The sequence below is a fragment of the Citrobacter sp. RHB35-C17 genome (assembly GCF_013816795.1).
Taxonomy (GTDB): domain Bacteria; phylum Pseudomonadota; class Gammaproteobacteria; order Enterobacterales; family Enterobacteriaceae; genus Citrobacter_A; species Citrobacter_A amalonaticus.
In genome coordinates this window covers 658,999-674,075 of record NZ_CP057150.1, presented here as the reverse complement: position 1 = coordinate 674,075, position 15,077 = coordinate 658,999, and the positions used below count along the sequence as shown (strand labels likewise).

At 49.1% G+C, this 15,077-nt stretch carries 12 protein-coding genes and 1 tRNA gene; 6 read left to right on the top strand and 7 right to left on the bottom strand.

Annotated features, from left to right (window positions below):
- Positions 1-101: 101 nt before the first annotated feature.
- Positions 102-1,847 carry a DNA primase gene (dnaG, locus tag HVZ37_RS03250; RefSeq protein ID WP_042998196.1) on the top strand — a complete coding sequence of 582 codons (1,746 nt, stop codon included), beginning with the start codon at positions 102-104 and terminating at the stop codon, positions 1,845-1,847.
- A 233-nt stretch (positions 1,848-2,080) separates the two neighbouring features.
- Positions 2,081-3,925 (top strand): RNA polymerase sigma factor RpoD, encoded by a 1,845-nt coding sequence (rpoD, locus tag HVZ37_RS03245; RefSeq protein WP_042998197.1) that lies wholly within the window; start codon positions 2,081-2,083, stop codon positions 3,923-3,925.
- A 46-nt stretch (positions 3,926-3,971) separates the two neighbouring features.
- Here rpoD and mug read toward each other — a convergent pair whose 3' ends face one another.
- Complete coding sequence (mug, locus tag HVZ37_RS03240; RefSeq protein ID WP_042998198.1) at positions 3,972-4,478, bottom strand: G/U mismatch-specific DNA glycosylase; 507 nt, start codon at positions 4,476-4,478, stop codon at positions 3,972-3,974.
- A 125-nt stretch (positions 4,479-4,603) separates the two neighbouring features.
- Here mug and HVZ37_RS03235 point away from each other — a divergent pair.
- Both HVZ37_RS03235 and HVZ37_RS03230 read left to right on the top strand, forming a co-directional pair.
- A tRNA-Ile gene (locus tag HVZ37_RS03235) sits at positions 4,604-4,679 on the top strand.
- Between the two features lie 18 nt (positions 4,680-4,697).
- Positions 4,698-5,012, top strand: a complete 315-nt coding sequence (locus HVZ37_RS03230; RefSeq protein WP_125339409.1) for a hypothetical protein — start codon at positions 4,698-4,700, stop codon at positions 5,010-5,012.
- Here the strand turns inward: HVZ37_RS03230 and HVZ37_RS03225 are convergent.
- Positions 4,984-6,105, bottom strand: a complete 1,122-nt coding sequence (locus HVZ37_RS03225) for a hypothetical protein (RefSeq protein ID WP_054177285.1) — start codon at positions 6,103-6,105, stop codon at positions 4,984-4,986. The genes HVZ37_RS03230 and HVZ37_RS03225 overlap by 29 nt on opposite strands.
- Positions 6,106-6,151: 46 nt before the next feature.
- Positions 6,152-7,459, bottom strand: a complete 1,308-nt coding sequence (locus HVZ37_RS03220; protein ID WP_051642263.1) for an MFS transporter — start codon at positions 7,457-7,459, stop codon at positions 6,152-6,154.
- A gap of 350 nt (positions 7,460-7,809) precedes the next feature.
- Here HVZ37_RS03220 and HVZ37_RS03215 point away from each other — a divergent pair, with 350 nt between their 5' ends.
- Positions 7,810-9,615, top strand: coding sequence for a glycoside hydrolase family 2 TIM barrel-domain containing protein (locus HVZ37_RS03215; protein WP_054177283.1), 1,806 nt, complete (start codon positions 7,810-7,812; stop codon positions 9,613-9,615).
- Here HVZ37_RS03215 and HVZ37_RS03210 read toward each other — a convergent pair.
- From HVZ37_RS03210 to HVZ37_RS03200, 3 genes are all read right to left on the bottom strand, one after another.
- Entirely contained in the window at positions 9,612-11,108 is a 1,497-nt protein-coding gene (locus tag HVZ37_RS03210) for a hypothetical protein (RefSeq protein WP_054177282.1), read from the bottom strand. The genes HVZ37_RS03215 and HVZ37_RS03210 overlap by 4 nt on opposite strands.
- Positions 11,109-11,487: 379 nt before the next feature.
- A complete protein-coding gene (locus HVZ37_RS03205) occupies positions 11,488-11,826 on the bottom strand; it encodes a DUF1889 family protein (protein WP_071888470.1) in 339 nt (112 codons plus the stop codon).
- An 85-nt stretch (positions 11,827-11,911) separates the two neighbouring features.
- Positions 11,912-12,676 carry a siderophore-interacting protein gene (locus tag HVZ37_RS03200; RefSeq protein WP_181628456.1) on the bottom strand — a complete coding sequence of 255 codons (765 nt, stop codon included), beginning with the start codon at positions 12,674-12,676 and terminating at the stop codon, positions 11,912-11,914.
- Between the two features lie 228 nt (positions 12,677-12,904).
- Between HVZ37_RS03200 and HVZ37_RS03195 the strand changes: the two genes are divergently transcribed.
- The gene (locus HVZ37_RS03195) at positions 12,905-13,462 is read left to right on the top strand and encodes a PadR family transcriptional regulator (RefSeq protein WP_181628105.1); all 558 of its coding nucleotides are present in this window, start codon (positions 12,905-12,907) and stop codon (positions 13,460-13,462) included.
- Here the strand turns inward: HVZ37_RS03195 and HVZ37_RS03190 are convergent.
- A complete protein-coding gene (locus tag HVZ37_RS03190) occupies positions 13,459-15,024 on the bottom strand; it encodes a methyl-accepting chemotaxis protein (RefSeq protein WP_181628104.1) in 1,566 nt (521 codons plus the stop codon). The two genes, HVZ37_RS03195 and HVZ37_RS03190, sit on opposite strands and share 4 nt — an antisense overlap.
- Positions 15,025-15,077: the final 53 nt, after the last annotated feature.

Below are 15,077 nucleotides of genomic sequence, written 5' to 3'. Positions count from 1 at the left end.
AGTCACGTACTGATGTACGTTCCTGAGGATTCGCTCTTTTGCCGCCTTGATGCAACCTGAATGATTTTGTGTATATGAGTCATAAAAAATAAACGGGGCATATGGCTGGACGAATCCCACGCGTATTTATCAATGACCTGCTGGCACGAACCGACATCGTCGATCTCATCGACGCGCGGGTAAAGCTGAAAAAGCAGGGCAAGAATTATCATGCGTGCTGTCCGTTCCATAACGAAAAAACCCCCTCTTTCACCGTAAACGGTGAAAAACAGTTTTATCACTGCTTCGGATGCGGCGCGCACGGCAACGTCATCGACTTCCTGATGAACTACGACAAGCTCGAGTTCGTGGAAACCGTCGAAGAACTGGCGGCCATGCATAATCTTGACGTCCCGTTTGAAGCAGGCACAGGTCCCAGCCAGATAGAGCGCCATCAACGGCAAAGCCTTTATCAACTGATGGATGGCCTGAACACATTTTATCAGCAATCTCTGATGCAACCCGCCGCTACCCCTGCGCGCCAGTATCTGGAAAAGCGAGGACTCAGTAGTGAAGTGATCGCGCGTTTTGCTATTGGCTTTGCGCCTCCCGGTTGGGACAACGTCCTGAAACGGTTTGGCGGCAATAGCGAAAATCGCCAGTCACTGGTGGATGCGGGCATGTTGGTCACCAACGATCAGGGACGCAGTTACGATCGCTTCCGCGAACGGGTGATGTTCCCCATCCGCGACAAGCGTGGCCGGGTGATAGGTTTTGGTGGTCGTGTGCTGGGTGATGCCCTGCCGAAGTACCTTAACTCCCCGGAAACCGATATTTTCCATAAGGGCCGCCAGCTGTATGGCCTTTATGAAGCGCAGCAGGAAAACGCCGATCCGCAACGTCTGTTAGTAGTGGAAGGCTATATGGATGTGGTGGCGCTGGCGCAGTATGGCATTAACTATGCCGTAGCTTCGCTGGGTACTTCAACCACCGCCGATCATATCCAGCTCCTGTTCCGCGCCACGAATAACGTCATATGCTGTTATGACGGTGACCGGGCAGGACGAGACGCCGCCTGGCGCGCGCTGGAAACCGCTTTGCCGTACATGACAGATGGTCGTCAGCTACGCTTTATGTTTTTACCTGATGGCGAAGACCCCGATACGCTGGTGCGGAAAGAGGGGAAAGAGGCATTCGAAGCCCGGATGGAGCAGGCCCTGCCGCTCTCCGCGTTTTTGTTTAATAGCCTGCTGCCACAGGTGGACCTGAGCACTCCAGACGGGCGTGCGCAGTTGAGTACGCTGGCGCTGCCGCTCATCACACAGGTACCGGGTGAAACGCTGCGCATTTATCTGCGCCAGGAATTGGGAAACAAGCTTGGCATTCTGGATGACAGCCAACTTGAACGATTGATGCCAAAATTGTCTGAAAGTGGGGCTTCCCGACCCGCTCCGCAGCTAAAACGCACGACCATGCGTATACTGATAGGACTGTTGGTGCAAAATCCGGAACTGGCGCCGCTGGTGCCGCCGTTAAGCGGTCTGGATCAGAATAAACTGCCCGGACTTGGTTTATTTGCCGAACTGGTCAACACGTGTTTGTCCCAGCCCGGCCTGACTACCGGACAGCTTTTAGAACACTATCGTGGCACAAATGATGCGGCCACCCTTGAAAAACTGTCGATGTGGGACGATATAGCAGATAAGGATATTGCTGAAAAAACCTTCACCGACTCACTCAACCATATGTTTGATTCGATGCTTGAGCTGCGCCAGGAAGAGCTAATTGCCCGCGAGCGCACACACGGTTTAAGCAACGAAGAACGCCGGGAACTCTGGACATTAAACCAGGAACTGGCGAAGAAATAACTGAAGCAGACAAAATCATTCGAGTTGAATCAAGGCAGCAAGAGAACGCCGCTAGCGCAGAGACAACTTGAAGGGTGAACTATTTAACGGCTTAAGTGCCGAATAGCGATCGGGAAGCCCCCGACAGCCGCACTGAGAGGCAGCGGCACAAATATAAGTACGCCCTCGCTTTAAATGTTGGCAGCAACGGCTTGCTGACGCTAATCAAACGAATTAAGTGTGGATACCGTCTTATGGAGCAAAACCCGCAGTCACAGCTGAAGCTTCTTGTCACCCGTGGTAAGGAGCAAGGCTATCTGACCTATGCCGAGGTCAATGACCATCTGCCGGAAGATATCGTCGATTCAGATCAGATTGAAGATATCATCCAAATGATCAACGACATGGGTATTCAGGTGATGGAAGAAGCACCGGATGCCGATGATCTGCTACTTGCTGAAAACACCACCAGTACCGACGAAGACGCGGAAGAAGCGGCCGCGCAAGTTCTGTCCAGCGTAGAGTCTGAAATCGGTCGTACCACTGACCCGGTTCGCATGTACATGCGTGAAATGGGTACCGTTGAACTGTTGACCCGCGAAGGCGAAATCGATATTGCGAAACGCATCGAAGACGGGATCAACCAGGTTCAGTGCTCCGTTGCCGAATATCCAGAAGCCATTACCTATCTGCTTGAGCAGTACGATCGTGTTGAAGCTGAAGAAGCCCGTCTGTCCGATCTGATCACTGGTTTTGTCGATCCGAACGCGGAAGAAGATTTGGCGCCGACCGCCACTCACGTCGGCTCTGAGTTGTCTCAGGAAGACCTGGATGACGACGAGGACGAAGACGAGGAAGAAGACGACGACAGCAGCGATGACGACAACAGCATCGACCCTGAGCTGGCGCGCGAGAAGTTCGGTGAACTGCGTACGCAGTACGAAGTCACGCGTGACACCATCAAAGCGAAAGGTCGTAGCCACGCCGATGCTCAGGCCGAGATCCTGAAGCTGTCTGAAGTGTTCAAACAGTTCCGTCTGGTGCCGAAGCAGTTCGACTACCTGGTGAACAGTATGCGCGTCATGATGGACAGGGTTCGTACCCAGGAACGTCTGATCATGAAGCTCTGCGTTGAGCAGTGCAAAATGCCGAAGAAGAACTTCATCACCCTGTTCACCGGCAACGAAACCAGTGAAACCTGGTTCAACGCGGCTATCGCGATGAACAAACCGTGGTCCGAAAAACTGCACGATGTGGCCGATGACGTTCACCGTGGCCTGCAGAAACTGCAACAGATTGAAGAAGAGACCGGCCTGACTATCGAGCAGGTCAAAGACATCAACCGTCGTATGTCCATCGGCGAAGCGAAAGCGCGTCGTGCGAAGAAAGAGATGGTTGAAGCCAACTTACGTCTGGTTATCTCTATCGCCAAGAAATACACCAACCGTGGTCTGCAGTTCCTGGATCTGATTCAGGAAGGCAACATCGGTCTGATGAAAGCGGTCGATAAGTTCGAATACCGTCGTGGTTACAAGTTCTCCACCTACGCAACCTGGTGGATCCGTCAGGCGATCACCCGCTCTATCGCGGATCAGGCGCGCACCATCCGTATTCCGGTGCATATGATTGAGACAATCAACAAACTCAACCGTATCTCTCGCCAGATGCTGCAAGAGATGGGTCGCGAGCCGACGCCGGAAGAGCTGGCCGAGCGCATGCTGATGCCGGAAGACAAGATCCGTAAAGTGCTGAAGATCGCTAAAGAGCCGATCTCCATGGAAACCCCGATCGGTGACGATGAAGATTCGCATCTGGGTGATTTCATCGAGGATACTACCCTCGAGCTGCCGCTGGATTCTGCGACCACCGAAAGCCTGCGTGCAGCAACACACGACGTACTGGCCGGTTTGACCGCGCGTGAAGCGAAAGTCCTGCGTATGCGTTTCGGTATCGATATGAACACCGACCACACGCTGGAAGAAGTAGGTAAACAGTTCGACGTGACCCGCGAACGTATCCGTCAGATCGAAGCGAAGGCACTGCGTAAACTGCGTCACCCGAGCCGTTCTGAAGTCCTGCGTAGCTTCCTGGACGATTAATCCCGTCGCATAAACTGCAAACGCCACCTTCCCGGTGGCGTTTTTTTTACATTCCGCGCACGATCAGCGCCTCATCCAGTTCCCTGAAGGCTTCCACCAGTTTATCCAGGGTAATACGGCTTAGTCCGCTGGTATTCGGCAACACCCACACCTGCGTTGCGCCAATCGTTATGCTCTGCTTTCCCCACTCTACGCCGCGCTGGCTGAAGCCTTGTTCAAACGCCTGCTTACCTAATATCGCCAGGGCATGCGGTTGATAATCTTCAATTTTGGCAATCAGTTGACGCCCACCATCATGCAGTTCTTTACGCGAAACCTCATTAGCCTGCACCGTCGGTCTGTCGACCAGTTTGGTCACACCACAGCGAAAATCCAGCAAGTGTTCTGCTTCTTCCGGTTTGAGTTGGCGATCGGTAAAACCGGCCTGATGAATCACTTTCCAGAAACGATTTGCCGGATGCGCAAACGGAAACCCCGTCCCGGCAGAAGAGAGCCCCGGATTGATGCCGCAGAACACGACCCGCAGCCCCGGCGCTAAAATATCTTTTACCATGAATACCTCACAACGATACGTCATGAGAAAAGTATAACGGATTGAAAATACGTTGTTTAATAAAACAGCATACGTACGGTTATGGCTGGATTGCGCGCAGGAGTTACTTTATAATTCACCGCCACGGCCCCTTAGCTCAGTGGTTAGAGCAGGCGACTCATAATCGCTTGGTCGCTGGTTCAAGTCCAGCAGGGGCCACCAGACAAAACAAGGAGTTAGATGAGAAATCGTCTGACTCCTTTTTCGTTTTACAAAAATAGAGTTGGGAAAGGCGAGACCTACGGTATTAAACGCGAAATTTTGAAAATGCTCGCCAACAGCAACTTTAGCAATATCCGAAAGCGATGGTTGGGCCTGAATCGCCGCCCAGAACGACTTTCCGTTGCTGGGGCGACATTAGTGAGAAACAGCCCTGCGCATGGGTATTTTGCCCTATCCTCATCAACAGACGAACGGATGCTGGGTTATTTAACACTTTTCTATATCCAGATATTCAGCAGACATATTAAACGATCTTACCAACCTGATATTTAAAGTAACCAATTCCAATGGTTTTTCTGAAACGCCATGGCTGCCACTCTGGCCATAAAACGTCGGCAATCATCGCGATAGCAATCCATCGGAACCAGGTCGCGAAGGTATTACTTAACCCCTGTGGTTCTTTATAGCCTTTAACCCAACCATCGTATCCCCGTTCACCAACAAGTGTGTCAGGGAAGCCGCCATCCGCATTCTGGATATCGAGAAGTTTGACCAACATATTACGTAGCCAGTATTCAATTTCATCCTGACGATGGGGACAGCGCGAATACCCATGCGCCAGAATATCGATAATATCAACATCAATACAGCTACTGCGTATTGCCACGGGTTGTTCCAGACAACGACTCATCGACTGGTTGAAATGAGGAATTGTCTCGTCAAGCGCATAAAAAATATGCAGGTTATGCGTTGCACCACAAAGTGCGAACAGCAATGCTTCCTGACTGAATTGCTGTCCTGGCCCCCAGAATCCGGAGTAGGGCTCGCTCTGCTGGTTGTGCCAACCGATCATATCCTGCAAGCGCTGGCTTGCAGGCCCCTCCGGGTGACGCTGCTTTTCGAGAAGCAGGAAACTGCCAAGGTTAACGATATTGTTTCCTTCAAGCCACGGATCGCGCATATCGCGCTGGCCTAACCATGCCCGGAAAACCAGGGGATCGAGAAAGGGCGCTAAAAAGGGCAGTTCAAGCCTGTCTAACTGTTCCAGAACCTCCAATGCCCCCATACAATAATTTGTTGCATGGAAACGCATATACTGACGTGTTTCTTCGATATCCGGGCGTTTCCATGTTTCATCCCACTGCATACCCGGTAGAAGGAAATAACCATCATCCTGTTGGTGACTTAAAATCCAGTCAGCCAGTAATTCCTTTTCCTCTATATTATCCCCTAATAATGCGCGGGCCATAGTTCCATCATAGGTTCCTGATAATAACATTTGCGGCCATTTTTCTGGCTGATGATAATCGCTGACACGCAATACGCCAGGCGTCATCCCGGCGACGCTCATGCTATTGAGCCAGTTAATACTGTTCTCTTTAGCCTGCAGAATACGTTCTTGTAAAAGACAGTCTGTTAATTTCATAAAATAACCTGTATTCAGGATTAATCGTTGTTCTGAAGGTTGATAATTATTTAAATTTTGCTGCCGACATTGTCGGTGTTAAAACATGCATAATGACAAAACCTAACAGATAAGCAAAACCACCCATCAGGAATATTGACCAATAACTCCCTGTCGCCTGCAAAATATGCCCGGTAGCTTGTGCAAAGAGTATTGAACCTATTGAGCCAATCAGGCAACCAATACCGACAACAGCGCCAACGGCTTCTTTCGGGAACATATCAGAAACACTGGTATAGAGATTGACTGACCATCCCTGATGGGCGGCAACCGCAATACCAATTAAAATAACGGCGACCCACAAATTAGACGCGGTAGAGACCAGCAAGATTGGCAATACACAAATAGCGCACAGCAGTAGTGTTAATTTACGTGCGTTGTTGACGGCTATTCCATGGTTGATCAACCATGCAGGCAAGTATCCACCGGCGAGTCCGCCAATGGTCGCCAGTATATTGATCAGAACCAATGGTGTCGCCATGTGCGCCATATCAATACCGCGACTGTCGTGTAACCATTTAGGCAACCAGAACAGGAAGAACCAGAAAATCGGGTCGGTCAGGAATTTGCACATCGCAAATGCCCAGGTCTGGCGATACTTTAATAACCCAATCCAGCTCACTTTGCATGCTGCTGGTGTGGGTTCAGACATTTCATCCTGATGGATCCACTCCAGTTCCTCCTTATTCACTTTTTTTGCTTTTTCTGGTTTTCCGTATAAGAACAGCCAGAAAACAATCCATATAAAACCGACTGCGCCGGTCACTACAAAAGCTTCACGCCAGCCCCACTGTAATGCAATCCATGGAATAATAATGGGGGCGAAAATATTCCCGACGTTTGAACCGGAGTTGAAAATACCGGTCGCAAAAGCGCGCTCTCTCCTGGGGAACCATTCAGCAGCAACCTTTACCGCTGACGGAAAGTTAGCGCTTTCGCCAACGCCCAGAAAAATCCTTGCATAAATAAACCCTGTAACAGTACTCACTGCACCATGAGCCATGGCGGCCAGGCTCCATATTGCCAGAGCAACGGGCAATATAAGGCGAGCGCCATACAGATCGACAATTCTGCCGCAGATTAATAAACCCACGGCATAGGCTGCCTGGAAGGCAGTGACAATATTGCCATATTCGATTTCTGTCCAGCCGATATCTTTTTGTAGCATGGGGGCTAACAACCCCAGGATAGAGCGATCAAGGTTATTAATAGTGACCGAGAAAAAAAGCAATGCGCAAATTGTCCATCGGTATCGACTTCTGTTTAATTGAGGCTTTGTTGCTTGTTCGCTAATACTGTGTTGTAGCTGGCTCATCTTATTACCTCTCCATGTCTGTGCTCTACAGAATATGAATCTTTCTCGCCGCTACAGTGTAAGTATCTTTAGACCGGGACAGGCAATACTCAAAAAGGAAACTGAGATCTTAACGTTCATTCGGTTTTTATTTGCAAGCAAAGTCACCTTTTTAGCTGGCTAATGTGATGAGGAACACTTCAGCACGAAAGGGAATGTGAGGTTAATCACGATTAAATTTGATGTTTTTTGAGCTACATCACAATTGCTATTTATTCAATATCTGCACACCTTCGAATGTTTTCTTCTTTGATCTGGCGGTCGTTCAGATCCGCTATTCTCCCCCCAACTTTTCTTCACGAGGAATGGCGATGTTAGAAAAATCTGACCTGGCAGATAATGCGGTCGAATGTCTGCATAACGAACACTACGATCGCGCTTATAATGTGCAAAATCTTAACTATCGCACACTCATCTTTAGCGGTGGGCGTCAACGGGAAAGCCTGGCGGGTGACTGGCACTTCACTCTTGATCTGCATGATACGGGGTTAAGGCAAAAATGGTTCTTGATGCAAAAGCAGGATGCTGAAACGCGTAAGGATCCTTACGATTATGATCCCTATTCTGGTCAGACGGTTCCTGTACCCAGCTGCTGGCAAATGTTGAAGGATAAATGGTTTTATTATGAAGGCAGCGCATGGTATACCCGTGAAATCGAGTATGCGAAGCGGGATCCGGATGAGCGTGTATTTCTACGGATAGGTGCAGCGAATTACGATTGCAAAATATTTCTTAACCATGAGTTTATCGGTAACCACTATGGTGGTTCGACGCCTTTCTGTGCTGAGTTAAGCGCAAACTTAAAAGCCGGAAACAACGTATTAATGATCTGTGTGAATAACACCCGGACAACGGACCGCCTTCCATTACGAAATAATGACTGGTTTAACTATGGGGGTATTTATCGTGAGATAGAGCTTATCCGAACACCGCGAAGCTATATTCACGATCTGTTTATCTATCTTGTTCCGGATGGCAACTATAACAGGATTGCTGCGCGCGTCGCGGTTGACGGGCCTGCGGCTGACGTTACCCTTATGATCCCTGAACTTGGGATTAATCAGATATTGCCTGTCGTTGACGGTCAGGCTGAAGTTATTTTATCCGTAAGTCCAGAGTTATGGTCACCCGAAAATCCTAAACGCTATAAAGTCAGGGCTATGCTTGGGCGCGACAGTGTCGAAGATGATGTCGGATTTCGCCAGATTGAGGTGGTGGGTACCGATATTCGGCTGAATGGAAAATCCATTTATCTGCGCGGTGTGAACTGCCATGAAGATGATTTATTCATGGGGAAAGTCACCAGTGAGGATGATATTCGCCAGCGCTTTCGTGATGCGAAGGCACTGAACTGCAACTATATGCGGCTGGCGCATTATCCTCATCATGAACTGGCGGCACGCATTGCGGATGAAGAAGGAATCATGCTGTGGGAAGAAATTCCCAACTATTGGGCAGTCGATTTTACGAATCTGTCGACACAGCGGGATGCGCATAACCAGCTGATGGAACTTATTCTGCGTGATCGTAACCGTGCCAGCGTCATTATCTGGTCCGTTGGCAATGAGAATGCGGATACGGATGAACGTTTAAGCTTCATGACATCGTTAGTGAATGCGGCACGTGATGCTGATCCCAGTCGTCTTATTTCGGCAGCCTGCCTCGTCAACCACGCAAAAATGAAGATTGAAGACAGGCTGACAGAATACCTCGATATCATCGGGTTAAATGAATACTACGGATGGTATGAAGAGAATTTTGATGACTTAATTGTGCTTGGAAAGAACTCATCACCCACAAAACCCGTGGTCATCACCGAAACCGGCGCGGAAGGCGTTCTCAGCGAAGACGCCCCTAAAACCGGTCCCTTCTCTGAGCAATATATGGCCGATGTTTATCGTAAACAAACCGAATATCTGCCAAAACTCACTTACGTTCGTGGCTTTACCCCATGGCTGCTGTATGACTATCGAACAGAGCGTCGACAAAACCCCTGGCAGCAAGGGTTCAACTGTAAAGGCCTGATTACCGCAGATAAGAAAACACGCAAAGCCGCGTTTTATGTTCTGCGGGATTTTTATGAAAATCTAAATAAAGCCGGGTCGTCATCTGACTAATCATGCTGGAGACTATCCGCCAGGGATAACAACCTGGCGGGATCAAAGAGCATTGCCAGATAATGAGGTTGCTGTTGCTCTTCCTTATCCAGCCATTCGCCGAGACGGTTTGCCAGCTGGCGAAGGCTGTGTATTTGCTTATCGAGTTCAAAGTCAGAAACGCCACGACGATTGCCATAGCGTTCCAGGATGAGTTTCATCGCAACGCCCTTCGCAACGTCAGAAAATAAATCGGTATACCATGGCACTCTATCCCAGACACGTTTGAATAACTCCCTTTTACCGTCAGGAAGAGGGGTCTGCTGTAAAAGAAAATGGAGTTGACTACGTGTATTTTGTGCCAGAAAAAGGGCGCGCTGTTTTTCCAGTAACATCAGTTGATATTGTTCAAGCCCGGTGTCGGGATCGTCTGGTGGAAAAAGTGTTGAAAGAGAAAAATCATCTGAACGCCGGGAATGAAGTTGTAAAAGTTTGACGGCCTGCTGATATGTCTTTGGCACCTGACTGTAATGATGCAAAACATGCCCCAGTATGTAAGGGGTTTTTGTCATCCACTCATGGCTGCTGATATAGAGTTGATGGAATGCATCCAGCTCAGCGTTATCGACTTTGTGCTCAAGCATATCGGTAAGCCAGCAGTGAAATGCCTGCTTTTCTGACATCCCCACTTCACGGCCAAACATTGCCAGACCGTGTAAATTTATCGAGTTGACCGAATTGATAAGAGAACTATTGGATATCCACTCCCAGCTTAAGCGACCAGAGACCGCCTCCAGGCGATCGCCTGACATATTTTCAACCCAACTGAGGCGCCCCTTGATCTCCTCCAGTAAATAACAGGGTAGCAGCGTCCAGCCATATTCCAGACCCCATAAATCAAATTCAATCCATTTGATTTTGTCTTCCAGTTGCATCAGAAGTGGATTCGTGGCAAATCCGGGACGATAGCCGTCAGGAACCGCTTTCAGCGAAACACGTACATCTCCGGGAAGCACCTGCAATGCATTAAGAAGCTGCCATGATGCAGACTCATCATCCATATAGTCTCGCAACACTAGTTTTTTCCCAAGACTACGTAGTATTTGATAAAGATAAGGAAGTGTCGATGACCAATTGGCCCGATAAGGAAGATGTTTAGGAAGAGTGACAATAACACCATCTATAGCAGGCAGCTGACTTAAAGATTCAGCGATTTTTAATTGATAGAATTTTTTCCAGAAAGCTTCATCTGCATGGGTATTTTCAATTAATGCATATTCCGGAAATTTTTCCTGAAGTTTTCCCCCAGATGGAAATGCCTCGCCCTGTAACCAGATTCGTATGCCATTTCCGTTACAGATACGGCATAACCTTTGGAGGTATAGCAGTTTCTCCTGCTGTTCACATATCAAATTTTCTTTTCCATTTTGACAATAGTCAGATGGAGAAGTCAATAACGCGAATAAATCTTGCTGATGAATAACAAGACCATTAAAACCGTCTCGTTTCATCATATTAATTACATTTTGCAAATACGGCCAGTGCCATATTAAAGATGAGTTTACTTCCAGTAGACGCAGAGGGGTCAATGCATACATACATAAATCTCATCAATGTTATTAATACAAAAGTGTATCGTTTAAAATAATTTATTATAATAGAGTATAAAGATAACACCAATAAGAAAAATAGTAAAAAACAGGTCCAAAAAGCTTATAAAATTAATCGTTTTATGTTGTTAGTTTTATTTCTGTCATGATAACGTTAACGACAAATGCCGCAAGAGAAACTACTTACCGAAACTATCAATGTGAAACACTATTCTGCCACCAACGGTAACCGAAAGGGATGCTCTTCCCTGGCTGGCAAGAGCATCAAGGCAGGTTGTTGGCTTCACGCGCGCTCAACTTCGACCAGTTCCTGAAGCTGCTCACGCATGTACAATGAAAAATATTCAGGGTCTCTGATCAAAACCCGTTCACCGGCTTCAAACTTCTCAGCCCACTTAACCAGTTTTTGCGTAAATCCAGGGTTCCACCCCTCCCGCTCACCACGCGCAACGATATCCGACGCACTTGCAGGGCAGCCCAGCTCTTTCAAATATTTCAAAATTCCTTTCGCCGTGCTTTCATCCATAGGTTCTGGAGATGAGGCCGAGGTATTCATACCGTTGATGAAATCTAATGCTTTATCAATGACTGCAGGCATACTTTTATCCTTAAAATTTACCATGTAAAACACAAGACTACTCTATGACCTTAAACCGATTTCAGCCTCAAAGAAATCATTAAATTTCATTGTCCCGACGGCGCTCACTTTACTTGTTGTGCCAGTACGCCGCCACACGGACTAACTGCTGATCAAACGGTTCCTGCTCAAAGCGTTGGCTAAGATTTTTCACCACCTTCCCTTCCCCGGTGATCCAGATGAAATAATCTTCTGTCGGCACGTCAATCTGCGCCAGTCGTGCGGCAACCGCCTGCTCATCGTGTCCCAGCCATTCAATGGAAAAATCGCCCAGATGCGCGAGGTAATCCTGATATGCCGGATCGGCGACGCTCACCAGCGCGGTCACCGTCGGTTTTACCGGTAAGCGATTCAGCGCCTCAAGACGACGCCGCAACGCTGGCATACCGGACTCATCACAAACATAGAGCTGGTAAGCGTAGTCTTCCGGCACTACCAGCGAACCACGTGGTCCGCCGATGGTTAGCGTATCGCCTTCGCGCGCTTTCATAGCCCAACGGCTCGCCACACCGCCGTCGTGAATAAAGAAATCCAGCGCCAGCTCATGACGGGCTTCATCGTACAACGGTGTGTAATCGCGAGAAGCCGGACGCACGCCTTCGCCCCAGACAATCCCTTCCTCCGTTACGGTTGGCGGAACAAACCGGCTGCCGGGTTGCGGGAAAAACACCTTGCTATGGTCGTCAAAGCCGCGCGAGTTAAAGCCTTCCAGCGCATCGCCACCGAGGACAATACGCTGAAAACCCGTCCCGATGCGTTCTACGCGCAAAACGGTAAGTTCGCGAAAGCGCAGTTCATTGCGCACGCGCTGAGGGTAACGTGAAGTTTGATCCATCATTTTTGACCTTCGTGTGATAATCAGATATATCTAAATACAGTTTTCAAATGATAATGATTGTTAATAGCCAGAATTGCAAGTCATTTTTTGATAGCGTCTGCAGTGTTACTGCCTTTAAATATTTATCATTTAAATTCATAGGATTAGTAAAATTATCAACACTACCCTTGTCAAAATCTTCATTTTAGATATAAATTAGATATATCTAAACAAAAGGAGATTATCATGCGACATCATCATGAAGGTTGCTGTAAAGGCGAAGGGCATCATCACGGCGGTTGCGAACATCGTCACGGTAGAGGTGGCGGTGGTGGACGGCGTCAGCGCTTTTTTGGCCATGGGGAGCTGCGTCTGGTGATTCTGGATATTCTCTCCCGCGAAGCCAGCCACGGTTATGAGCTAATCAAAGCTATCGAGAATCTGACGCAAGGCAACTATACGCCGAGTCCTGGCGTGATCTACCCAACGCTGGATTTCCTCCAGGATCAGGCCTTTATTGCGGTTAGCGAAGAGGATGGGGGGCGTAAAAAAATCACTCTCACTGACACCGGCGCACAATGGCTGGAAGAGAATCGTGAACATCTCGGCCACATTCAGGAACGCGTCAACGCACGCAATGTCGGCTTTGAACTGCGTAAGAATCCGCAGATGAAACGAGCGCAGGAAAACTTCAAGGCAGTGCTGGATCTGAGAGTGAATCAGGGTGACATCAGCGACGCACAGTTAAAAAAGATCATTGGCGTGATCGACCGTGCGGCGCTGGAAATCACTCAGCTTGATTAAGCAGGCAAGGCGTCGCCGTCACGAACACGGAACACTTTCACCATCTCTTTTAAGTGTAACGCCTGCTCATTCAGTGACGCCGCTGCCGCAACGGACTCCTCGACCAGACAGGAGTTCTGCTGGGTGGTGGCGTCAATCAGGCCAATCGCGCTGTTGATCTGCGAAATCCCCTCGGTTTGCTCACGACTGGCCTGGCCGATCTCCCGCAGGATCACATCCATCTCCTCGACGTTGTTGACCATGCCGTTTATCAGGCCGTTAGCCTTCTCGACCAGTTGCATCCCTTCCTGGGTCTGACCGGTGGAATCCTCAATCAGATGGCGGATCTCGCTGGCAGAAGATGCGCTCTTTTGCGCCAACTGGCGTACTTCCCCTGCCACCACGGCAAACCCACGGCCATGCTCACCGGCTCGCGCGGCTTCAACAGCCGCATTAAGCGCCAGAATATTGGTCTGGAATGCAATGGAGTCAATCAGGTTGATGATGTCCGACATGCGGTTAGATGTTTCATTAATCACCCGCATTTTTTGCGTCACCTGATTCATCATCTCGCCATTGTTCTTCACAACGGTCGCCGCCCCCGCAGAGAGCTTCGTCGCTTCTCCGGTATGTTCGGCCGTGTTTTTTACCGTGGCGGTGATCTGCTCCATTGACGCGGCGGTCTGCTCAACGGAGCTCGCCTGTTCTTCGGTACGTGCAGCCAAATCCTGGTTCCCGGCGACGATCTGCGCTGCCGCGCTGGAGATATTCTCCGACCCGTTCTGGACTTCCTGGACGATCTCCAGCAGGCGAGTTTTCATTACCATCAGCGCATGCAGCAGTTCGCCGGTCTCATCTTTCTGCGTGGTGAGGATATTGCGGGTCAGGTCGCCCTCGGCAATCGCTTCGGCAAACTGCACCGCTTCATTCAGTGGCCGGGTGATGGAACGCACGATATACCAACCCATCATACAACCCGCGGCAATACCGATGAGCGCCAGCGCGATAAGCAATGCCCGGTTCGCAGTAAAATCACTTTCCACCTGCGCGCCAGCACGCAACATCTGCGCATCTTCAATGGCGATCAGCGCCTGAACTTTCTCTTTATAGGCCTGCTGTACATTGACCGTCGTGGTCATCATCTCCTGCATTGCCGCCTGTCGGTTATGGTTTTGCAGTTCCTGCAAAATGCGGAATCGGGAGGCGAGATATTGCTCGCGCACGTCGCGGATCCCGGCGATGACCTTTTTCGATTCGGCATTTAGCGGCGCAGCGTCCAGTTCATCCAGCAACACCGTAATCTGCTGGCTAATGGTGTCGAGCTTTTTCTGGGACGTCTGGGTCCACCGCCCCTCTTCGTCCATCAGCATCAACTGCTGCGTGCTGACAAAATCCTGAAAATGATCGATGAGCTTGTTGGCTTTTACCGTGATGGGATAGTCATTGGTAATGATGTTTTGCATACCGCTGTTGGCGCGGTCCAGGCTAAATAATGAAAGGCCTGAACTCACCATCATCAGTACAATAAACAATCCAAACGCGATAAATAATTTTGAGCGGATCTTCATGTTACGCAAAAACATATATTCTCCCTGGAGATAGTTTTTCTTCAGACAGATTCCTTTATCGGTAACAA

What these genes read in the sequence shown, in the direction of transcription:
- HVZ37_RS03220 (WP_051642263.1), bottom strand. Translation starts at nt 7,459, where the DNA reads ATGAGCCAGCTACAACACAGTATTAGCGAACAAGCAACAAAGCCTCAA.
- HVZ37_RS03230 (WP_125339409.1), top strand. Translation starts at nt 4,698, where the DNA reads ATGAGAAATCGTCTGACTCCTTTTTCGTTTTACAAAAATAGAGTTGGG.
- HVZ37_RS03205 (WP_071888470.1), bottom strand. Translation starts at nt 11,826, where the DNA reads ATGGTAAATTTTAAGGATAAAAGTATGCCTGCAGTCATTGATAAAGCA.
- HVZ37_RS03200 (WP_181628456.1), bottom strand. Translation starts at nt 12,676, where the DNA reads ATGGATCAAACTTCACGTTACCCTCAGCGCGTGCGCAATGAACTGCGC.
- HVZ37_RS03225 (WP_054177285.1), bottom strand. Translation starts at nt 6,105, where the DNA reads ATGAAATTAACAGACTGTCTTTTACAAGAACGTATTCTGCAGGCTAAA.
- HVZ37_RS03215 (WP_054177283.1), top strand. Translation starts at nt 7,810, where the DNA reads ATGTTAGAAAAATCTGACCTGGCAGATAATGCGGTCGAATGTCTGCAT.
- dnaG (WP_042998196.1), top strand. Translation starts at nt 102, where the DNA reads ATGGCTGGACGAATCCCACGCGTATTTATCAATGACCTGCTGGCACGA.
- rpoD (WP_042998197.1), top strand. Translation starts at nt 2,081, where the DNA reads ATGGAGCAAAACCCGCAGTCACAGCTGAAGCTTCTTGTCACCCGTGGT.
- mug (WP_042998198.1), bottom strand. Translation starts at nt 4,478, where the DNA reads ATGGTAAAAGATATTTTAGCGCCGGGGCTGCGGGTCGTGTTCTGCGGC.
- HVZ37_RS03195 (WP_181628105.1), top strand. Translation starts at nt 12,905, where the DNA reads ATGCGACATCATCATGAAGGTTGCTGTAAAGGCGAAGGGCATCATCAC.
- HVZ37_RS03210 (WP_054177282.1), bottom strand. Translation starts at nt 11,108, where the DNA reads ATGATGAAACGAGACGGTTTTAATGGTCTTGTTATTCATCAGCAAGAT.
- HVZ37_RS03190 (WP_181628104.1), bottom strand. Translation starts at nt 15,024, where the DNA reads ATGTTTTTGCGTAACATGAAGATCCGCTCAAAATTATTTATCGCGTTT.